Raw genomic sequence first — 20,519 nt, forward strand, 5'->3', positions numbered from 1 at the left:
AGTGCCCTAAAATGCTTTTCGTCACCCCAAATAGAGCCAGAATTCACGTAGGCACGCGATTTTCTGGGTGAAATACAATCAGAAGGAAGGGGCCGGAGTTTTTCTACAGCCTCGTTATGCGAAAAGAGGAAATAAAATGATAAGAAACCTTGTTATATTTTGTTTGTTTACACTTACTCTAGGAACTGTTGAGGCAAGTGATCGAAGATCATATGAGATGCCTAGAACTAACGTAGTTCCTATTAAAAATTCTATGACTGGTGGGCAGTATGACCTTTATATAAAACTTCCAGAGAAACACTTCGAAAAAAACGATGAAAAATTTCCAGTTATTTATTTTCCTGATGCGGCATGGAATATCGAAATTTTATCTGCTACAACCGAATATTTACTAGAAAACGCCATTTTGGTCGGAATTTCCTGGCAAACTGATATCGACGAAGACTTGTTAAAGGAGTCTGGAGCTCATGTAAGTCGATATCGCGATTACACAATGCAAGAGTCAAGTAATAAAGAGGTACAGCAAAAGTACCAACTTGGCAAGGCAAGTACCCATCTAAATTTTATTCGTAATGATATAATTAAGTATATAGAGAGCAGCTATCGAGCCGATCCTAATAATCGCACTTTCTTTGGATACTCACTTGGTAGTGAGTTAGGTGCATATATACTGCTCATGAAACCCGATACGTTTAAGAATTACATTCTTGGTAGCCCTTCACTTGTTGGTGATATTCCTTACCTTTCTGATCTCAAAGCTAATCCGGAAGCTGGAATTGAGAGCTTCAATTCAAATGTTTTCATTTCGTATGGTTCGCTAGAAGGCGAGCTTGGCGAAGAGGCGGAAAAGTTTATTACAATCCTAAAAAGTAGAAATGATAAAAGCCTGTCACTAAAAAACGTAGTTGTTGAGGGGGATCATCAGGCGGCGTTACCCATGACTGTAGTGCAAAGCGTAACCTGGCTTTCGTCGCAAGTTGGCAAGTAAGCGCATAACAAGCAGCGGCAGAGCGACAGCCAACGCTACGCACCTTTTGCGTTACTCGCTGGCGCTCAAACATTAACACAAAAGGTGCTCCGCGCCGGCTGCGCCTGCGCTGGGCGTTAGATTTATTATGAAATTTAAGCACCAACAATGGTCAGAAGAACTCCAAGAAGTTCTCGATGGTTACATCGCTATTCACGATCCAATAATTTGTAGCGATGCGCTTAGAACCCATTATGAGAATAGCAGGCTTATAGAAATTGCAGGTCTTGGATATAGGGTACAAGAAGAAGAGAAAGGTCGTAGTGTTAGCGAAGAGGACGTCAGTAAATTTCGGCAAGAATGGATTGAAGAGTTTGTAAGTCAGGGGTTAGTAGGTGTTATGACTTATCGGCGTCAAATGATCGTAATTTCCGTTACTCTACTAGAAGCAATGCTGAAAAATTTTGTGTCATCATATTTTTATGAAAAGCCTGAATCTATGTATCCATTTGTGGGGGATTGCTCTGGATCAGTCAGCTTTAAAGATGTCCTTAAATATGAAACCAAAAGCGAGTACGTATCGCATTTGTCAGAATCAGCAGCTCAAAAGTTCATTTCGCAGAAATGGAGCGTATTGTTTAAAAGTCTCAACAAACTCATAAAATCTGAAATCCCCAACAAAGAAAATCTTATTGAAATAGCTAAATTACGAAACGATATAATCCACGAAGGGGCGAAGATCGAAATTTCAAATGAATATGTATTTTCAAGTTTCGATATAGTTCGAGAGCTAATAGAGTTTCTCGCAAAAAAATCTAACAAGTCAAGCCAAGGGACGCAGCAAAGCTGCGCCCCTGCTTGAAGCGTTAGCTGTCAGTTAGAGATTAAAAATCTAGGATAAAGTATGCCAAATCATGGAAAAATATTAGAACTTGAACGATGCCCCCACTGTGCCGTCGATAGGCCTCACCTTGGGCACAAAACAGCATTTGAAACATCAGATCACACCGGTGGATTCAATAGGCTTTGGGTTATGTATACCTGCAATCGATGCGGCGGAGCCATAACCGCTTGGTCCAATAAAGGCAGTAACTTCATTCAAGAAATGTATCCGGCTCCTCTAGAAGTCGAGGAATCAATCCCTGAAAGAGCTAAAGCGTATCTAGAACAAGCAATTAGTAGTATTAGCGCTCCAGCTGGAGCGGTTATGCTTGCCGCTAGCTCTGTGGATGCCATGCTCAAAGAAAAAGGCTTAACCGACGGAAACTTATATTCTCGGATAAATCTTGCAGTGGAAAATCACCTTATTACAGAGGAGATGTCACATTGGGCGCACGAAGTCCGCTTGGAAGCAAATGATCAACGTCATTCAGATAACAGTGCTGCTTTACCAACAGCTGAAGAAGCAAAAAAACTTATTGATTTTGTTCAGGCTTTAGGGATGTTCTTGTTCGTACTTCCTTCGCGTGTGGAGCGTGGAATTGCCAATGCACAACGCAGCTAACAAGCAGCGGCAGAGCGACAGCCAACACTACGCGCCTTTTGTGTTACTCGCTGTCGCTCAAACATTAACACAAAAGGCGCTCCGCGTTGGCTGCGCCTGCGCTGGGCGTTAAGAGCCCATAGAGGATTCAAAAAATGTGGCTATGCCCAAAATGCGATAGAGAATTTACGCGTAAGAACCAGGGGCACGTCTGCGGCACTGGAAATCGAGATGACGTAATACAAGGTAGGCCACAATCAGTCGTCGAAGTTTATAGCGCGATTGAAGAATTTATCAATAAGTTAGGAAAAGTCGAAATATTTGCGAGAGATAGATATGTTCTTTTTCGAAGTTCCCGGATATTTGTCGATCTATCAATAATGAAAGACGTAGTTCGTGTTGCAATTCATGTTGGGCGAACAGTCAAAAATCCTATTTTTGTAAAGGTCGTTGATGATGGCAAACAAGTTACCCATGTGGCTAAAATTGGAAATCTTGGTGAGCTAAGAGAAATTGAGCCATTAATAAAAGAGGCGTATGAGTTTTCTTTGTCCTGACAGTCTGGTTCCTACACATGGTTGCTGGGAGTAGTGCTCCAAACACAATTGAGGCAGTCGGGCGGAGATACGCATTTCATACTCCTGTGACGAGGTTCAAGACGAGGGCTGCGGCGTAGAGGCCGAGGCCGAATACTGTGTGCGTTACAAGACTTTGCAGCCGCGCGGCGTTTGGTCGAGGCGTACGGCTAGCTGCGATACCTGCGCCCATCCCTGGCTGCATCAGCAGGAACGGCGCTGCGACGGTCGTGGCACCGAACACTAGCGCGGGGAAGAGCGCCGGACTATGTATCCACTCGACTCCGCAGATAGCGAGCAGCACCATCGCGAACACGATGCCGATCAGATAGTGGGCGGCCCAACCGAGTATACGCTCGCCGCGGACTGGCGGTGCGGCTGCGATACGCTCGTGACGAAAGCGCCCGTGTGACATGTGCGCGAACCAGCGACCCACTAGGCCATAGTCCGCCAGGGGCGTTCCGAGCAGTTGTCGACGCGCGAGCATCCAGGCGTCCATCACGAGCGTCGCACCGATTCCGATGAAAACTGCGCTTGGTGTGTAGTTCATTCTTACCTCCTTTTACTTGCCTTTACTGAGCAGCAAATTCATCATGTCACTTCAAGTCAACTTGAAGTCAAGGGGTTTGGAGCGTGGATATTAGCGAGGTGGCTCGGACATCAGGCGTGCCGGCATCGACGTTGCGTTATTACGAGGAAAAGGGGCTGATTAAATCGGTTGGAAGGCGCGGTCTGCGCCGTACTTTCGAGCCGCGTGTATTGCAGCAGCTGGCATTGATCGCATTGGGACGCGCGGCGGGGTTTTCGCTGGAAGAGATCGGAGATATGTTTGCACCTGACGGCCGTCCACAAATTGACCGCCAACGGCTCGCCAGCAAAGCGGATGAACTGGATCGCACGATCCGCCAACTCAGTGCCCTGCGTGACGGGTTGCGACACGCCGCCGCCTGCTCTGCCGCCAATCATTTGGAATGCCCTAAGTTCTGTCGTCTCATGAGTGCTGCGGCGTCTGCGGCAAGAAGCAAAAAATCTCGAAAGGCACTGCCATACAAGCGGCTGTAATCGCCGCTGCGGGGCTGGGACGGACGTTAAATATAGGAAACAATAATGAAGAAAAATCTCCTTTACTTAATCGCAATTGCAGCGGTATTTTTTCTATACAACTTCGTTGTCAGCTACGGTTGGGAGCTAGTAACCCCACATGACGTATTCCGGCCGTGGGTAAAATCAACGTTCCCACCGGAAAGTTCTCCATTTACTTACAATGCTATTAACTTGGCGTATATATTCATACTCAGTGTCATTTTCGCCTTGCCTGCCGGTATTGCACTTCGTTGGCTGCTGCCAGCCAGTTCTTGGAAGCTCATTATTCCGGCAGTTTTAATCTTCTTTTTTATTGAATACCGGGCTTCAATCATTGATGGCCATCAATTTATTGATTACGCATCGAATCCACGCACCTTTGTATACATGATCTTTGCTTTGGCCATGTACCCCATTGCTTACCTATTGGCTGCCAGGGTTCCAGGGCTTGGCAGAAATGCGTAACAAAGGCGGTCATCAAGGCTCCAGGGCTCCGCGCGACCTCTTACTTAATGCAAATTTTGCGCGGTCGCTGCGCTCCCAGTTTCGGGCGAGGCGCGCCCAATCTAAGCCGCCGCTGCTCGCGACGCTATGGGGCAAGATGAACAAGCTCGGTACTATGACCGTCGCAGTGGTTTCAGGAATGGCTGCGCTATGCATCGGTCTAGTCGCGTTTGCGATAAATTGGAATATATATGGCGGAGGCATGCCCGGCTATAAAGTTCTATTATTGCCAGGAAATTTGACGCTCATGTACGTCTGGCACCCATTGTTTACTGAAGAAATAGATTTCTGGCCAAAGCTTGTACTTCACTCAGTGGGACAGTTTAGTATTGTTGCACTCTTTGCTGCGATAGTTTCTAAAACATGGAGGAGGGTGCTGCGAGTCCGACCGCTATAAAAAGGCCAGGCAGTTTGCTGGGAACCTAACCCGCTTTCCAGCTTGCCCCTGCGGCGCCGTTGCGCGATTTCAAGATTAGCTAGCTAGGAACAGGAATCATGAAAACAGTAAGGAAAACAGCATTAGCATTACTCTCTATACTCGCTTTTCCACCGGCTTTCGCAGGGGAATCAGAAGAGCCGCTCGGCACAATGTCCACATGCCTGATTATGCACAACTGGACCAGCTGGGGTATGTGGCAGTTCGATGTTTATGCGCTCGCCGGCGACAAGATTCTGATCGGGAGCAAGGACAATCACTTCCTTGTCTCGGCAACGGAGCCCGGATACCGGCATATAATTGCCGGAGAAGTGGTTGGCACTTACCCGGAAGCAACGACACTGGCCGACCTCGGGCGGGCGTGCCAGGAGGGCTGCCCGGTGAACCACAAGAAGCGCACTGGGTGGTTCAGGCGCCGCTGCGATGCATACGCGCCCTAGTCGGGGCGGCGGTGCGAGCGTGGAGCGGGGCGCAAACTTTGCCCGGGCATTGTAAAGCGGTGGTCCAATCGTGAGTGTGCGTATCGTCCAGCTGGGATCTGCGCGGTCCGACGACGAGGGTCTGCGTGTCGGCACTGTGCGGCACCCGCCGCGCGGGGTACCGAAAAGCGAGTACGCGGCGCGCAATTTCTACGATGTCTGGTTGCCGCAGCTGTCGCCGAGCGCGGAACTGATGCCCATGGCACGGCAGGCGAGTACACCGGCCGAATTCGGCAAATTCATGCGCCAGTTCAAGCGGGAGATGGCCAGCCCGGACAACAGTCACCTGCTGGATGTGTTGGCCGCGCTATCCAGGACGACGAATTTCTCCGTGGGTTGTTATTGCGAGGACGAGAGTCGCTGCCACCGCAGTGTGCTGCGCGCGTTGTTGGCAGAGCGGGGCGCGGACATCCTGTAGCGGTCACAGTCAGTCGACGGCGACGGTCACTGGTCGATTTGCACGTCGGCCAACTGGTATTCCGGCGGCTGCTGCTAAGCTCAGCTGCTATAGATACTGGTCGTCTGTGGCTGTGGATCGAGGCGCTATTGCTTCCGCTGACGCACGCCCGGCGTGTCAATAATTTCCCTTTGAGTTGCTGGAAGCGAATATGGATAACGCTGAACTGAAGAGCTTTGCTGAGGCGGATGAAGTCCGCGAATTCCCCAAGGGTCGGGTGGAGTTGGTGAAGATCGGGGGCGGGATAGTGGGCCGCGCTACCTTCGAGCCGGGTTGGCGCTGGTCCGAGTCGGTGCAGCCCATCGCGGGCACCGACAGCTGCGAGGCACCGCACTTTCAATACCATGTTTCCGGCGTCTTGAAAGTCCTGATGGACGACGGCACCGAACTGGAGTGCAAGCCCGGTGACGTGTCGCTGCTGCCCTCGGGGCACGATGCCTGGGTGGTGGGGGATGAGCCCGTCGTCGTGGTCGATTTCCAGGGCATGGCCGACTACGCGCGGTCGGAATAGTTTGCCCCTCCGCCTGTTGGCTCTGGCGGGCCTTGCATCGCGACCGGGATAGCGCCGCACGGCCCGAGTGCACCTGTCACTGCAGCTCTGTGCGATGCAGCCAGGCGTCCGCACAGCCTGTTCCTCCCACCGCTATAGCTGCGCCGTAGGCCGCAAGGCCGCCGGCGGGTTCTGAGCTGTTCTCCGCGCTTTGATCCGGGCACTGGCCTGGCCGTCCTCCCGGTGCCCGCCGACGCCGTTGCACCGCGCCCGGTATCGCGGCTGCGCCGGGTTGGGGGATATACTGCGGCGGTGTCGGAGCTCGGCTTGCCGGCGCTGCCGCCCGGATCCAATGGTTTTCGGAGACTTGATGTCCATGCAGAAGTTGGATGAATTAATCGATCTGCTCAAGGTGCTGATACGCAGCCCCTGTGTGGTGGGTGCGGAGCACTCGTTCTTTCGGGTGCTGCAGCGGGAGTTGGAGGAGCGCGGGGCCCGCGTGACCTGGTACGAGGGTTTGCTGGTGGCCCAGGGCGCCCGCCCGGGCACCGCCATGTTCTCCGCGCATATCGACCGCCACGGCCTGATCTGTACCGGCCCGAACGAGTTCCAGTATGCGGCCTTTGTGGCCGGCAACCGCTCGGACCTGCTCGGCAACTCGGTATCGGAAAAGCTGATGCGGAAGATTGTCGACCGCTTCCAGGCGGTGCCGGTCATGGCCTATGAACCCTGGTCCGGCACCTACTTCGGTTCGGGGGTGATCAAGCGCACCTACGTGTGCGAGTACCGCAACAACCTGATCTTCGAAGTGGACGGGCTCGAGCACCTGGTGGCCGGCACACCGGTGGCCTTCAGCGACCACCTGCGTATCAGCGACGGCATTCTCAGTGCGCAGCTGGACAATGTGCTCACGGCTGCCCACCTTGTGCACCTGTTTGCCCTCGGCTTCAAGGGCACCGCATTCTTTACCGCGCAGGAGGAGGCGGGTAGTAGCTGGCGTTTCCTGCTGGAATGGTTCCGCCGCTTCAATGGCGGTACCGACAAATTGGTGGTGGTGGACACCAGCCCCTATCCGGACCGGCAGACGGCGGACCGGCAGCAGGTCGTTTTGCGGCGGCGCGACGTCAATGCCGAATTCCACCCCGGCACTACGGCGATGCTGGAAAATCTGTGCAAGTCACACGGCATCAGTTACGGCTACAAGGACGCCTATATCGAGGAGCAGAACCGCCAGGCCGTCGCCCAGGGCATCGAGCCCCAGTCGCTCGGCAGTACCGAGATGGGGCGTATCGTGGCGGCCTCCAACGGCTTCGTGCAGGGCACGACGCTGCAGATCCCCACCACCGGCTATCACACGATGGAGGAGTCCTCGACCCTGGTGGCGAACCAGGCCTTCAGCCAGCTGCTGACACTGATCGCGGAAAGCTATGGGGCCCTGTGATGGTCAGCCCCGGTCCGGCCGGTCTGAAATAATCAGGCCGCTGTCCGGGTCCACCTCCAGCGCGCGCCTTTTGCCGCCCCAGCGGGCCTTGATTTTCCAGCGGCCGCCGACGAATTTCATTTCGGTAATCGGCCGGAAGCCCAGGCCGTGCAGCTTGCCGCGGATGGTTGACCGGTCCAGGGCAATTTCCGAGGGTGCATCGCCGTAAAGGTCGGGGCTGTCGTAGATGGGTGCCGGTGTGTCGGCGTTCAGGTCCGGCGGTATCGGAAAGGTGAGCGCGTTGACGAGCAGTACCGTCGCAAAGAAACTCATGCGGGACTCCTGACTGCGCGGAATTCTCTTGGGCAGTGTCCGCGCCCGGGGGCGACAATCGAATCGCTATTCGAATCGCCTATCAATCAGCGGTGTCCTTGAACGGTTAACCCCGCGCCTCCCGCGGCGGGTTTTTGGTTCGGCCAGCGGGCTTGTGCCGACGCTGGCCGGATCTGGGCGGAAATTGTCAGTCGCGGTCCGGCTTGTCCGAGAGGACGTCGCCGCTGTTGGGGTCGACCTGCAGGTCGCGTTTTTCACCGCCCTTGTAGGCTTCCACCTCCCAGCGGCCTTTTTCCAGCGAGACATCGGTGATCGGTGTGTAGCCCTGTTGCTCGAGCTTGATCAGCACTGCCGACAGCGCCATGGCGCCCGGCGGCGGCTTTTCGTCTGCCAGGGCCGGCTGCAGGGCGACGGCGGCGGCGGCTGCCAGCAACAAGCTTTTGATCGAACGCATCGTTTTGATCGAACGCATCGAAATCTCCTCGCGTCTTCCAGGGATGGGGAATTACTGCGCTGGGACGGCAGGGCCGCCGAGGCGCTGCTGAATCATGTCGCACCACTCGACGCTGCCGCCGTCCGGGCCGTGGGCACCGTCGCCGCCGGTGAGTTTGTCCACGGCGAGGAACCATTCCACACTGCCCACTTCCGGCAGTCCCGCGGGGTAGAGCTCGGCCAGGTCGCCGTCGTGTCTGGCAGTGACCTGTTCGTGGACCCAGGCGAACCATTCGGGCGTGCAGATAGGTGCTTCGCTGATGTCGGTTTGCGGCCGGGGCGCGGTCGTCTCCGGTGCCGCGGTACCGTTGTCATCGGTGGGCGGCGTGACCGGCTCCTCCATGGCCTCGGTGGCCATTTCGCCCGGCGGCGTGCGCTCCACTTCGGCGGGATCGTGGGTATCACTCTGGCGGCCGCAGCCGTTCAGAACAAGCAGCAGTGCGAGCAGGGGCAGGAAGCGGTACATGGACCCTCCACAGTTTGCCAGTGTGCCCTAAGCATAGGTGGAATTCGGCGACTCTGCCGGGAGCCGGAATGCCTTCGACCAGGTTGACTTTGTCTGTTAGTCAAATGAGAATCCTTCTCAAATTAATGGAAAGCCATGGATCGCCGATGAACCTACGAACTCTTTTCCGCAATGTTGTCGCTGTGACCGGACTGTTGGCGGCGGGTGCTGTCGCTGCCGAGCAGGTCAATATCTACTCTTATCGCCAGCCATTCCTGATCGAACCGGTGCTCGACAAGTTCACCGGTGCGACCGGTATCGAGACCGAGGTGGTCTACGCCGGCAGTGGCCTGAACGAGCGCTTGCAGCGGGAGGGGCGCAACAGCCCGGCGGACCTGGTGCTGACTTCCGATACCAGCAGCCTGATGGATCTGCTGGCGAAGGGGCTGACCCAGCCGGTGCAGAGCGCGGTACTGGAGAAAAACATACCCGCACAGTTTCGCGACGAGAAGGGCAACTGGTTTGGCCTCACCACCCGCGCGCGGCTGATCTATGCGTCCAAGGACCGGGTCAAACCCGGCGAGATCACCCGCTACGAGGAACTGGCGGATCCCAAGTGGAAGGGCCGCATCTGCACGCGCAGCGGCAAGCACCCCTACAACCTGTCCCTGTTCGCGTCCATGATTGCCCACCACGGCGAGGCGGAGACCAAGAAGTGGCTCGAGGGCGTCAAAGCCAACCTGGCGCGCAAACCGCAGGGCAACGACCGCGCCCAGGTAAAGGCGATCAGCGAGGGCGTGTGTGACCTGTCCCTGGGCAACAGCTACTACTTCGGCAAGATGATCACCAATACCGAGGAGCCGGAGCAGGTCGACTGGGCCAAGTCGGTGAACCTGGTGTTCCCCAACCAGCAGGATCGCGGTACCCATATGTTTGTCTCCGGCGCAGTGCTGACCAAGCACGCGCCCAACCGCGAAAACGCGATCAAGCTGCTGGAGTTCCTGAGCGGCGCCGAGGCCCAGTACCTCTACGCCGAGAAGAATTTTGAGTTCCCGGTGCGCCCGGGCACGCCGCGCTCCGAACTGATCAGTCAGTATATGGGCGAGTTCAAGGAGGACGACCTGAGCCTGACCGAAATCGGCTCTCATGTGCCGGCGGCTTCGCGCCTGGTGGACGAAGTGGGTTTCGATTTCTGAACCTTGCAATAACAACCGACTAGTGTGGCGCGGCCCCGCTGGATAGCGCGGGCCGCGTTGTTTTTTATGGCTTCTCTATTTTCACGCTCCGGGACGACTGCATCCGGGTGGCGCTGGCTGCTGCCGGTGGCCGCCATTGCGCTGCTGGTGGCGCTGCCGGTGCTGTCGATTTTCTGGCTGGCGTTTTTTCCCGAGGAAAATATCTGGCCGCACCTGCTGGACACGGTGCTGTTTCACTATATTGCCGCGACGCTGGTGCTGGCCCTCGGCGTCGGTGCTTTTACCCTGGTGGCGGGCGTCGGTAGCGCCTGGCTGGTGACCATGTGCCGCTTTCCCGGACGGCGCTTTTACGAATGGGCCCTGCTGCTGCCGTTCGCGGTACCGGCCTATGTGATCGCTTACGTGTATACGGATCTGCTGGAATTCGCCGGGCCGGTACAGAAACTGCTGCGCGACTGGTTCGGCTGGCAGACATCGCGGGACTACTGGTTTCCGGAGATACGCAGCATGGGCGGCGCCATCGCGATGCTGTCGCTGGTGCTTTTCCCCTACGTGTATATGCTCGCGCGCGCGGCGTTTATCGAGCAGTGCGGCAGTATCCGCGCCGCCAGCCGTTCGCTGGGTTGTACCCCGTGGCAGAGTTTCCTGCGCGTGTCGCTGCCGATGGCGCGGCCGGCGATTGCGGTCGGCCTGTCGCTGGTATTGATGGAGACGCTGAACGATTTCGGCACCGTGGATTTCTTTGCGGTGCGCACGCTCAGCGTGGGCATTTACGATACCTGGCTCTCCCGCGGCAATCTCGGCGGCGCCGCGCAGATTGCCTGCAGCACGCTGGTGTTCGTCGTGCTGCTGATCGCCCTGGAGCGCATGGGGCGCGCGCGCCAGCGGCACTTCGTGCAGTCGCCGACGCAGAGCCGCGACAGTTACCGGCTGCGCGGCTGGCGCGCCTGCGGGGCGAGCCTCTTCTGCGGGCTGCTGCTGCTCGCCGGCTTCGGCGTGCCGCTACTGGTGCTGGGCGGCTATGCGCTGGGCAACTTTGCCAGCTACTGGAGCGACGATTTCTTTGCCATTGCGCGCAACAGCTTCCTGCTGTCCGGCGCCGCGGCGCTGGTGACCGCGCTGCTCGGATTGCTGCTCGCCTACGGCAAGCGGTTGTACCCGCATCGCGCGGTCAGATCCCTGGTCGGTTTTGCCAAGCTGGGCTATGCGATGCCCGGCGCGGTGATGGCCATCGGCGTGCTGATCCCGCTGGCGGCATTCGACAATGCGCTGGATGCCTTGCTGCGCGCGCATTTCGATATCTCCATCGGCCTGCTGCTGTCCGGCAGCGTGTTCGCGATCTTATTCGCCTATACGGCCCGTTTCCTCGCCGTTTCCGCCGGTGCCATAGAGTCGAGCCTGGACAAGATCACGCCGTCGATGGACCGCGCTGCCCGCTCCCTGGGGCGCAACAGCTGGCAGACGCTCTGGGCCGTGCATTTTCCCCTGGTGCGCGCCGGCCTGCTGGGTGGCGCACTGGTGGTGTTCGTCGATTGCATGAAGGAGCTGCCGGCCACACTGCTGCTGCGGCCCTTCGGTTTCGATACGCTGGCGACCTATGTCTATCAGTTTGCGTCCGATGAAATGCTCGAGCGCTCCGCGCTGGGGGCGCTGATGATCGTGCTGGTGGGATTGCTGCCGGTGATTCTGCTGAGCCGCGCCATGGGGCGGCGCGCGGGTGAGGAGCCGGTTGAATTGATGGAGTCCGAGGCGCCGGCTTTATAGAGGCAGCCAATCTATCAAATTGACCTCTGATCGAGGCCCATGGCCGCGATAGGCGTCCGCCGAAGACTATTCGCCAGTTCCTTCTGCAAAGATCATCGGCGATTCCATTCGCAAGGGCACTTCACTGCCCGGTGCAAACTGAAATTCCGCACCCAGCGTCGCCACTATCAAGCGGCCGGCGGGCAGGCGGAATTTGTACAGCACGCTGCTGCCGAGAAAATTCCTTTCCACCACTTGGGCAAGCACCGCATCCGGATGTGCGCCTGGCACCAGGTCTTCGCTGCGCACAAAGATCTGCAATGTATCGCCGCGGGCATCGACGGCCTTGGACAGTTGCAGTCGCCCCATTTCCGTTTCGATCAAATCCGGCTCAAGCAGTTTGCCCGGCAGCAGATTGCCGTCGCCGACAATGCGGGCCACCGCGGCGTTGGCCGGCTTGCGGTAGATGTTTTCCGGGGTGTCCCACTGCTGCAGCCGGCCGCCACTCAACACGCCCAGCTCGTCGCCGGCGACAAAGGCCTCGCCGCGATCGTGGGTGACGATGATCGCGGCGGTGCCCTCCTCGCGCAGTATGTGGCGCACTTCGGCGGCGAGGCTGCGGCGCAGTTCCGTGTCCAGGTTGGAGAAGGGCTCGTCCATCAGCAGCAGGCGCGGGCGCGGTGCCAGCGCGCGGGCCAGGGCGACGCGCTGCTGCTGGCCACCGGACAGCTGGTGCGGATACTGGTGCGCCTGTTGCTCCAGATGCACCAGTTGCAGCAATTCCCGCACCCGGGACTCCCGCTCCGCACCCGGCAGTGACTTGAGGCCGAAGGCGATATTCTGCCGCAGGCTCAGGTGCGGGAAGAGGGCGTAGTCCTGGAAGATCACACCGATCTGGCGCCTTTCCGGCGGCGTTATCGCCGCGGGGGTTGAAATGGTGTCGCCTCCCAGGGCGATGTCGCCCCGGGACGGCGGCTGGAAGCCGGCGATCGCGTGCAGCAGTGTCGTCTTGCCGCAACCGCTGGGGCCGAGCAGGCAGGCGATCTCGCCTTCTCTCAGCTGGAAGGAAACGGACTCGAGGATGACCTTGTCGCCGTAGCGGCATTCGAGGTCGGTGACTTTTAGCAGCGGCTGCACGTTGGACCTTATTGAAACTTCTGTGGCCGTAGGAGCGGCGGGGCGGCCATCCGCTCCTACATTATTTGTCGCCTAGAGATTGCCGAGGACTTCGACCATGGCGTCGGTGAGCTGGCTCAGATCCTGCTCGGCAATCACATAGGGCGGCATGGTGTACACCAGCTTGCCGAACGGGCGCAGCCAGACGCCGCGTTCGATCAGCGCCTGCTGCACCTGCATCATGTTGACCGGCTCGCGCATCTCCACCACGCCGATGGCGCCGAGGGCGCGCACGTCGGCGACGGCATTTGAATCCCGCAGCGGCGCCAGTGCCTTGTGCAGATGGTTTTCAATGGCGGCGACCCGCTGTTGCCAGGGGCCGGCGAGCAGCAGGTCGATACTGGCACTGGCCACCGCACAGGCCAGCGGGTTGCCCATAAAGGTCGGGCCGTGCATGAAAACGCCGGCCTCGCCGCGGCAGATGCCCTCGGCCACCCTGTCGGTGCAGAGCGCCGCGGCGAGGGTCATGGTGCCACCGGTCAGCGCCTTGCCCAGGGTGAGGATGTCGGGGCTGATACCGGCGTGCTCGCAGGCGAACAGTCTGCCGCTGCGGCCGAAGCCGGTGGCGATTTCGTCGGCGATCAGCAGCAGGTCATATTCGTCGCACAGTGCGCGCACGCGGCGCAGATAGTCCGGCGAATAGAAGCGCATACCGCCGGCGCCCTGCACGATCGGCTCGAGGATCACCGCCGCCAGCTCTGCCTGGTGCGCTTCGATCAGTTGCCGCAGTTCGGCGATATCGGCGTCGCCGCAGGGCTGGTCGAACTTTGGCCGCGGTGCCGGGGCGAAAAAATGCTGGGTCAGGTGGCCGGCAAACAGGTGGTGCATGCCGGTGACCGGATCGCAGGCGGCCATGGCGCCGAAGGTGTCGCCGTGGTAGCCGTTGCGCAGTGCCAGCAGTTTGTCCTTTTCGCTGCGACCCTGCGAGTGCCAGTACTGCAGCGCCATCTTGATCGCGACTTCCACCGACACCGAGCCGGAGTCGGCGAGGAATACCCGCGTGAGCGGCGCGGGGGTGATTTCCACCAGTTTTTTGCACAGATCGATGGCGGGTTGATGGGTGAGGCCGCCGAACATCACGTGCGACATCTTCTCTATCTGCGCGCGCATGGCATCGTTCAGCTCCGGCACCTTGTAGCCGTGCAGCGCGCTCCACCAGGAGGACATGCCATCGATCAGGCCGCGGCCGTCCTCCAGATAAATGCGCACCCCCTCCGCGCGCGCGATCGGGTAGACCGGCGGCGGATCGATCAGGGAGGAGTAGGGGTGCCAGATATGGTTGCGGTCGAAATCCAGATCCATAAATCTTTACATGATTCGGGTAAATTTTTCGCCCTGTAGGAGCGGCCGTTGGCCGCGATCGGATTCCGCAAAATTCGGGAGGATCGATCGCGGCCACCGGCCGCTCTTACAGGGGAACGTGCAATTCTCTTGTTACGCCAGTTCCCGCAGCACCTTCAATGGCGGCTGGCTGACCGAGCTGCGACAGGCCAGGGTGCCGGCGATGCCCACCAGCAGCGCGCCCGCCAGCGGGCCCAATAGCCACAGTGTCGGGTGAAACGCGAGCGGCAGCTCGAACACCCGCTGCGACAGCACCGCCAGCGTTGCCTCGGCGCCAATCGCGGCGAGCAGGCCGGCGGCGGTGCCGAGCAGGCCGAATTCCAGTACCAGGCTCTGCAGCAGCAGCCGGCGGCGGCCGCCCAGTGTGCGGATAATCGCCGCCTCCTGCAAACGCTCGGCGATACTGGCGCGCACACCGGCGATCAGCACCAGGACGCCGGCCACCAGCATCAGTGCCATCACCGTCTCGATCGCCAGTGAGACCTGGTCGATGGTGTTGCGGATGCGCTCGATGATCTTGTCCAGTTCGATCACGCTGATACTGGGGAAGTTGCGCACCAGGTCGTTGACCACCAGTTTCTGCTGCGGCGGCAGGTAGAAGCTGGTGATATAGGTCGCGGGGAAATCCTGCAGGGTGCCGGGCGCGAACAGCATGTAGAAGTTGGGCCTCATGCTGTTCCAGTCCAGCGAGCGGAAGCTGGCCACCGGCGCCTCGACTTCCAGGCCGCCGATGGAGAAGCGCAGCCTGTCGCCCAGCGACAGGTTCAGGCGCGCGGCCAGTTCCACCTCGACCGACACACCCTCATCCGCCTTGTCCCACCAGGCACCCTCGAGAATGCGGTTGTCCGGCGCCAGGTTTTCGGTCCAGCTCAGGTTGAGCTCCCGGTGCAGGGCGCCGACGCGTTCGCGGCTCGTATTTTTTTCGTATTCGCTGGCCGGGACGCCGTTGATCGCGACCAGGCGCCCGCGCACCATCGGGTAGATCTCGGTGCTGGTGACATCGTTGTCGGACAGCATCTGGCGCAGGCCGTCCACCTCGTGGGGGGCGATATTCATCAGGAAGTGGTTGGGCGCCTTTTCCGGCAGCTGCATGCGCCACTCGTCGATCAGCGCGGTGCGCGCGAACACCAGCGCCAGCATCGCCAGCAGGCCGGTGCCGAAGGCGGCGATCAGCAGGGTGTTGAACGCGGCGCGGCGCTGCAGGCTGCCGAGGGCGATGCGCCAGGCGCCGCCGAGGGCCGACAGGCGGCCGCGCACCAGCAGCTGGTTGACGAGCGCACTGCCGCCCACCAGCAGCGCCATGCCGGCAAACAGTGCCGCGGTGATGGCGAGGCTGCCGGACAGCCACCAGATCAGCAGCAGCATGCTGGTCGGGCCCAGCACCAGCCCCAGCCACTCGCGCCGGTCCGGATTGCTCCAGTCGCGGCGCAGCGTCTGCATCGGATCCGTGCGCGCGAGGCGGAACAGCGGCGGCAGGGCAAAACCCAGCGCGCAGGCGAAGCCGGTGGCCAGGCCGACGAGCAGCGGGCGCCACTGGCTCGGCGGCGGCTCCACCGGGAAGAAGTCCGCCATCAGTGCCACCGCCTGGGCCTGGATCAGGCTGCCGAGCAGCAGACCGACGGCGGTCGCGATCAGTGTCAGAGCGGTGAGCTGGCCCAGGTAGATGGCCAGTATCTTGCCGCGCCCGGCGCCGAGACTTTTCATCACCGCCACATAGGCGGTGTGGCGCAGGCCGTAGCGCCGCGCGGCCAGGCCCACGGCGACGCTGGCGAGCAGCACCGCGAGGCTGCCGGCCAGGAACAGGAAGCGCTCGGCGCGGTCCAGGGCCGAGGCCACCCGCGGCTGGCCCTCGCGCAGGTCGATCACCCGCTGGTGTTCGGTCAGCTGCGGTTCCAGCCACTTGAAGTACTGCTCCAGCGCGGTGTCATCGCCGGCGAACAGGTAGCGGTAGCGCACCCGGCTGCCGGGCTGGATCACGCCGGCGGCGGGCAGGTCGTCCAGGTGCACCAGCAGTCGCGCGCCCATATCGAACAAGCTGGTGCTGCGGTCCGGCTCGCGCTCCAGCAGGCCGGTGACCCTGAGCCGGGTGTCTCCCAGCTGCAGCGAATCGCCCATCTGCAATTGCAGCAGCGGCAGCAGGCGCGGTTCCAGCCACGCCTCGCCCGGCGGCGGCCCGCGCCGCACTATCTGGCTCGCGGCGTCTTCCGCGGCGCGCATTTCCAGATGACCCACCAGCGGGTAGCCGTCGTCGACGGCCTTGACCGCGGCGAACTGGAACTGGTCGCCGGCGGCGACCATGGAGGCGAACTGCACCGCCTGCGCCTGCTGCAGGCCGCGCCTGCGGGCCTCCTGCAGCCAGGCCGGGTCTACCGGAAGACTGCTGCGCAGCACCCGCTCGGCGGCGAGGAAGGTCAGCGACTGCTGTTCCATGGCGCGGGCCAGGCGATCGGTAAAGTGGGCGATGGCGGTCACGCAGGTCACCGCCAGCACCAGGGCGGTGGCGATCAGCGCCAGCTCGCCGCCGCGCCAGTCCCGCAGCAGGAGTTTGAGAGGGAGCAGCTTGAGCGGCAGCATCAGGCGGACACCTCGGCGAGCGTACTGTCGGAATCACCGGCCTCTATCTCGCCCGCCGCCATGCGCAGGTGGGCGCCGCAGCGCTCGGCGAGGCGCTGCTCGTGGGTGACCAGCACCAGGGTGGTGTTGGATTCGGCGTTGAGTTTGAATAGCAGGTCGATAACCTTGTCGCCGTTGGCAGCGTCGAGGCTGCCGGTGGGTTCATCGGCGAAGAGGACGCCGTCACTGCCGCTGAAGCTGGCAAACGCGCGGGCGATGGCGACGCGCTGCTGCTCGCCGCCGGACAGCTGCCGCGGGTAGTGGTGCAGCCGGTGTTCGAGGCCGACGCGGTCGAGGAACTCCCCGGCGCGACTGGCGGCGCTGCGCTCGCCGCGCAGTTCGCTCGGCAGCATGACGTTTTCCAGCGCGGTGAGGCCGGGCAGCAGTTGAAAGGTCTGGAATACGAAGCCGACGCAGCGGGCGCGCAGGGCCGCGCGCTGCTCCTCGTCCATCGCGGTGATTTCCTCGCCGGCGAGCCAGATGCGGCCGTCGCTGGGTTTGTCGAGACCGGCGAGCAGGCCGAGCAGGGTAGACTTGCCCGAACCGGAGGCGCCGGTGATGGCCAGGCTTTCGCCGCGAGCCAGCTGTAGGGAAATATTATTTAATAGGGTCAACGGTCCCTCGCTGGTGGAGACCCGGTGGTGAAGGTTTTCGGCCCTGAGCATGGCGGACATCTTGTATTCCCTCTGCGCTGCTTTTTTTGGGAGTTGGTCGAACAGGTGTTCGGCGCGCAAATCGAGTGTGCAAGCACCCGGTTTGCCGTAGGGGGTTTGCGGACATGCGCCGCAAACCCGGGTTGAAAGAGGCCAAGGATGGCCTTTTTCAACAAGTAGGTAAACGGAGAGTATGACATGACGACAATGGTTTTCCGGCAGCTGATTGCACGTTTCGGCTTGTGTCTGCTGCTGTTGGTCCCGCTGGGACAACCGCAGGCGAGCGCCGCGGATACGCTGCTGGTGTTGGGGGACAGTATCAGCGCGGCTTACGGGATCGATGAGGCGCAGGGCTGGGTACAGCTGCTGCGCGATCGCCTGCAGGACGGCGGCAAGCCGGTGAAGGTCGTCAACGCGAGTATCAGCGGGGAGACGTCTTCCGGGGGCCTGGCGCGTTTGCCGCGCCTGCTGCAGGAACACCGGCCGCGCTGGCTGATCGTGGAGCTGGGGGGCAACGACGGGCTGCGCGGCTACCCGCCCCAGGCGCTGCAGCGCAATCTGCAGCAGATGGTGCAGTTGGCAGAGAAGGAGGGCGCCGAGGTGCTGCTGCTGGGCATGCGCATGCCGCCGAACTACGGCCGCGCCTACACCGAGGCCTTCGCCGCTGTGTACCCGAAGGTGGCCGAGGCGGAGCAGGTTCCGCTGGTGCCGTTCTTCCTGGAGCCGGTGGCGCTGTTGGACGGGGCCATGCAGACGGACGGCATCCACCCCACCGCCGTGGCCCAGGCGGCGCTACTCGACCACGTCTGGCCCTGCGTTCAGGTTCTGCTGGGGCAGAGCGTGGCCGAACAGTCGTGTACTCCGTGATCGAAATGCGTACAATCGCGGCCTGATTTTGGGCGCTTGGTTCGAGCTCCGTGGCGGCCCTGCTGCCGGTGGCTTTTGGCGGGACACGCTGTGAATACATCCCTGTACGCTCGGCGTCGGCATCCATGCCTCCGACGGTCCCGCAAAAAGCCACCGGCATCAGGACCTTCGCATTAACCTAATTGTGCCAAGCCCCCAGTCCCGATTTCCGAAGTTAGAGAAGCACCATGTCCGAACTGGAAAACCGCCGCGAGCGGCTGGAATTCAACAAGCTGCAGAAGCGCCTGCGCCGCAATGTCGGCCGCGCCATCGCCGACTTCAACATGATCGAAGCCGGCGACAAGATCATGGTGTGCCTGTCCGGCGGCAAGGATTCCTATGCGATGCTGGATATCCTGCTCAATCTACAAAAGACGGCGCCGGTGCACTTCGAGCTGGTGGCGGTGAATATGGACCAGAAGCAGCCGGGCTTTCCGGAGCATGTGCTGCCGGAGTACCTGCAGTCCCTGGGCGTGCCCTACCACATCGTCGAGAAGGACACCTATTCGGTGGTCAAGGAAGTGGTGCCGGAGGGCAAGACCACCTGCGGGCTCTGTTCGCGGTTGCGTCGCGGCACCCTGTACGGCTTTGCCGAGGAGATAGGTGCGACCAAGGTAGCGTTGGGGCACCACAAGGACGATATCGTCGAGACGCTGTTCCTGAACATGTTTTACGGCGGGCGCCTGAAGGCGATGCCGCCGAAGCTGCGCGCGGACGACGGCCGCAATGTCGTCATACGCCCGCTGGCCTACTGCCGCGAGGAAGACCTCGCGCGCTTCGCTGAACACAAGGCTTTCCCGATCATTCCCTGCAACCTGTGCGGCAGCCAGGAGAACCTGCAGCGGCAGGCGATCAAGCAGATGCTGCGGGAGTGGGACAGGAAGTTCCCGGGGCGCAGCGAGAATATCTTTGCCGCGCTGACCCGGGTTTCGCCGTCACAGCTGGCGGATCGCGACCTCTACGACTTCGAGAGCCTGGAACTCGATCGCTCTAGACCGTCGAAGGCCGCGCGGGATGACCATTCAATCCAGCGCCAGGTGCAGTCTTGGAACCCGGAAGGGGCGGACTGGGTACCCGATGATGCGGCGGATGATCTAGGGCCGCAGTATATCGAGGCGCTGAATCTGTAGGGTCGGCACCGTTCACCAGTCGCGCGTAGCTACATTCGAAGTCTCGCGCGGAGGCCGATGGACCGTGGTGAAAGTGCTGGTGCCAGAGCCGTGCCATGCCACCGACATCGGTTTCTTCCACCTTGTAGATCTTCGCCGATCGGTAGATCAGCCAGGCTATCGCTGTGGCATAGCGCAGGTTGGTGGTCAGCTCGCTGTGGGGGTGATCGAGGAAGTCCCGCTGACTCGCCAGGCCGCGCACCTTGGAGGCGAGTGCCGGGAAGTCGATCAGGTACTCGTCCCAGATCTCACGATGTGTGTGCGGTTGAATCTGATAGATGCCCAGTCCGTGGCGCCGCCCCTGTTTGAGATGAAAGCCTAGCTGCGATTCCTGCGCGGCGGTGCCCAGCAGCAGGTTTTCCATTCCGGCAGACCAGGCTCTCAGATGCTTGAGGGTCGGACGAATGACCAGAAGCCGCAACTCGTCCAGACAGATACCCATAGTGTTGTCAGGTTTTTTCCGTTTGTTTCACCCAATATGTAGTTTGCGGATTGAGTCTGCGCCACCTAATTAGTAGATTTGCGCGCAATAAACACAATAATTGGTTGTGACGCCTG

22 protein-coding genes are annotated in these 20,519 nt (G+C 60.0%); 14 read left to right on the forward strand and 8 right to left on the reverse strand.

Annotation, left to right across the window (positions count from 1 at the left end):
• The first annotated feature begins 136 nt into the window (after positions 1–136).
• The 4 genes from RRF64_RS17200 (at position 137) to RRF64_RS17215 (ending at position 3,007) form a co-directional block, all read left to right on the forward strand.
• Positions 137–988, forward strand: a complete 852-nt coding sequence (locus tag RRF64_RS17200) for an alpha/beta hydrolase (protein ID WP_323847164.1) — start codon at positions 137–139, stop codon at positions 986–988.
• Between the two features lie 127 nt (positions 989–1,115).
• Positions 1,116–1,829, forward strand: a complete 714-nt coding sequence (locus RRF64_RS17205) for a hypothetical protein (protein ID WP_323847165.1) — start codon at positions 1,116–1,118, stop codon at positions 1,827–1,829.
• 42 nt (positions 1,830–1,871) lie between these two features.
• Positions 1,872–2,471 (forward strand): DUF4145 domain-containing protein, encoded by a 600-nt coding sequence (locus RRF64_RS17210; protein ID WP_323847166.1) that lies wholly within the window; start codon positions 1,872–1,874, stop codon positions 2,469–2,471.
• A 134-nt stretch (positions 2,472–2,605) separates the two neighbouring features.
• Positions 2,606–3,007: a DUF5655 domain-containing protein gene (locus RRF64_RS17215; protein ID WP_323847167.1), complete on the forward strand. Its 402-nt coding sequence runs from the start codon at positions 2,606–2,608 to the stop codon at positions 3,005–3,007.
• 76 nt (positions 3,008–3,083) lie between these two features.
• On the opposite strand, the gene RRF64_RS17220 is transcribed toward RRF64_RS17215, so the two are convergent.
• Positions 3,084–3,575 (reverse strand): DUF2938 domain-containing protein, encoded by a 492-nt coding sequence (locus tag RRF64_RS17220; protein WP_323847168.1) that lies wholly within the window; start codon positions 3,573–3,575, stop codon positions 3,084–3,086.
• Positions 3,576–3,658: 83 nt separating this feature from the next.
• On the opposite strand from RRF64_RS17220, the gene RRF64_RS17225 reads away from it, so the two are divergent.
• From RRF64_RS17225 to RRF64_RS17250, 6 genes are all read left to right on the forward strand, one after another.
• The gene (locus RRF64_RS17225) at positions 3,659–4,087 is read left to right on the forward strand and encodes a helix-turn-helix domain-containing protein (protein ID WP_323847169.1); all 429 of its coding nucleotides are present in this window, start codon (positions 3,659–3,661) and stop codon (positions 4,085–4,087) included.
• Positions 4,088–4,132: 45 nt separating this feature from the next.
• Positions 4,133–4,573 carry a hypothetical protein gene (locus tag RRF64_RS17230; protein ID WP_323847170.1) on the forward strand — a complete coding sequence of 147 codons (441 nt, stop codon included), beginning with the start codon at positions 4,133–4,135 and terminating at the stop codon, positions 4,571–4,573.
• A 534-nt stretch (positions 4,574–5,107) separates the two neighbouring features.
• Positions 5,108–5,488 (forward strand): hypothetical protein, encoded by a 381-nt coding sequence (locus tag RRF64_RS17235; RefSeq protein ID WP_323847171.1) that lies wholly within the window; start codon positions 5,108–5,110, stop codon positions 5,486–5,488.
• A 70-nt stretch (positions 5,489–5,558) separates the two neighbouring features.
• On the forward strand, positions 5,559–5,945 hold the full coding sequence (locus tag RRF64_RS17240; RefSeq protein ID WP_323847172.1) for a DUF488 domain-containing protein: 387 nt from the start codon (positions 5,559–5,561) through the stop codon (positions 5,943–5,945).
• Between the two features lie 190 nt (positions 5,946–6,135).
• On the forward strand, positions 6,136–6,495 hold the full coding sequence (locus RRF64_RS17245; protein ID WP_323847173.1) for a cupin domain-containing protein: 360 nt from the start codon (positions 6,136–6,138) through the stop codon (positions 6,493–6,495).
• A gap of 355 nt (positions 6,496–6,850) precedes the next feature.
• Complete coding sequence (locus RRF64_RS17250) at positions 6,851–7,915, forward strand: peptidase M42 (RefSeq protein ID WP_323847174.1); 1,065 nt, start codon at positions 6,851–6,853, stop codon at positions 7,913–7,915.
• 3 nt (positions 7,916–7,918) lie between these two features.
• Here RRF64_RS17250 and RRF64_RS17255 read toward each other — a convergent pair whose 3' ends face one another.
• The 3 genes from RRF64_RS17255 to RRF64_RS17265 all read right to left on the reverse strand — a co-directional run bounded on the left by RRF64_RS17255 (position 7,919) and on the right by RRF64_RS17265 (position 9,185).
• Positions 7,919–8,227: a hypothetical protein gene (locus RRF64_RS17255; protein ID WP_323847175.1), complete on the reverse strand. Its 309-nt coding sequence runs from the start codon at positions 8,225–8,227 to the stop codon at positions 7,919–7,921.
• 187 nt (positions 8,228–8,414) lie between these two features.
• Positions 8,415–8,699 (reverse strand): PepSY domain-containing protein, encoded by a 285-nt coding sequence (locus tag RRF64_RS17260; protein WP_323847176.1) that lies wholly within the window; start codon positions 8,697–8,699, stop codon positions 8,415–8,417.
• 33 nt (positions 8,700–8,732) lie between these two features.
• Entirely contained in the window at positions 8,733–9,185 is a 453-nt protein-coding gene (locus tag RRF64_RS17265; protein ID WP_323847177.1) for a hypothetical protein, read from the reverse strand.
• Positions 9,186–9,331: 146 nt separating this feature from the next.
• Here RRF64_RS17265 and RRF64_RS17270 point away from each other — a divergent pair, with 146 nt between their 5' ends.
• Positions 9,332–10,360 carry a Fe(3+) ABC transporter substrate-binding protein gene (locus RRF64_RS17270; RefSeq protein WP_323847178.1) on the forward strand — a complete coding sequence of 343 codons (1,029 nt, stop codon included), beginning with the start codon at positions 9,332–9,334 and terminating at the stop codon, positions 10,358–10,360.
• 66 nt (positions 10,361–10,426) lie between these two features.
• A complete protein-coding gene (locus tag RRF64_RS17275) occupies positions 10,427–12,124 on the forward strand; it encodes an ABC transporter permease (protein ID WP_323847179.1) in 1,698 nt (565 codons plus the stop codon).
• A 66-nt stretch (positions 12,125–12,190) separates the two neighbouring features.
• Here the strand turns inward: RRF64_RS17275 and RRF64_RS17280 are convergent, their stop codons facing one another.
• The 4 genes from RRF64_RS17280 to RRF64_RS17295 all read right to left on the reverse strand — a co-directional run bounded on the left by RRF64_RS17280 (position 12,191) and on the right by RRF64_RS17295 (position 17,907).
• The gene (locus tag RRF64_RS17280) at positions 12,191–13,240 is read right to left on the reverse strand and encodes an ABC transporter ATP-binding protein (protein WP_323847180.1); all 1,050 of its coding nucleotides are present in this window, start codon (positions 13,238–13,240) and stop codon (positions 12,191–12,193) included.
• A 72-nt stretch (positions 13,241–13,312) separates the two neighbouring features.
• Positions 13,313–14,581 (reverse strand): adenosylmethionine--8-amino-7-oxononanoate transaminase, encoded by a 1,269-nt coding sequence (gene bioA, locus RRF64_RS17285; RefSeq protein WP_323847181.1) that lies wholly within the window; start codon positions 14,579–14,581, stop codon positions 13,313–13,315.
• A gap of 132 nt (positions 14,582–14,713) precedes the next feature.
• Positions 14,714–17,194: an ABC transporter permease gene (locus tag RRF64_RS17290; protein WP_323847182.1), complete on the reverse strand. Its 2,481-nt coding sequence runs from the start codon at positions 17,192–17,194 to the stop codon at positions 14,714–14,716.
• Positions 17,194–17,907: an ABC transporter ATP-binding protein gene (locus tag RRF64_RS17295; RefSeq protein WP_323847183.1), complete on the reverse strand. Its 714-nt coding sequence runs from the start codon at positions 17,905–17,907 to the stop codon at positions 17,194–17,196. Before RRF64_RS17295 ends, RRF64_RS17290 begins: the two co-directional genes overlap by 1 nt.
• A gap of 177 nt (positions 17,908–18,084) precedes the next feature.
• Between RRF64_RS17295 and RRF64_RS17300 the strand changes: the two genes are divergently transcribed.
• Positions 18,085–18,753 (forward strand): arylesterase, encoded by a 669-nt coding sequence (locus RRF64_RS17300; RefSeq protein WP_323847184.1) that lies wholly within the window; start codon positions 18,085–18,087, stop codon positions 18,751–18,753.
• Positions 18,754–18,980: 227 nt separating this feature from the next.
• Complete coding sequence (gene ttcA / locus RRF64_RS17305; protein WP_323847185.1) at positions 18,981–19,922, forward strand: tRNA 2-thiocytidine(32) synthetase TtcA; 942 nt, start codon at positions 18,981–18,983, stop codon at positions 19,920–19,922.
• The last annotated feature ends 597 nt before the right edge of the window (positions 19,923–20,519 follow it).

The organism is Microbulbifer magnicolonia (assembly GCF_035117725.1).
Classification (GTDB): Bacteria; Pseudomonadota; Gammaproteobacteria; order Pseudomonadales; family Cellvibrionaceae; genus Microbulbifer; species Microbulbifer magnicolonia.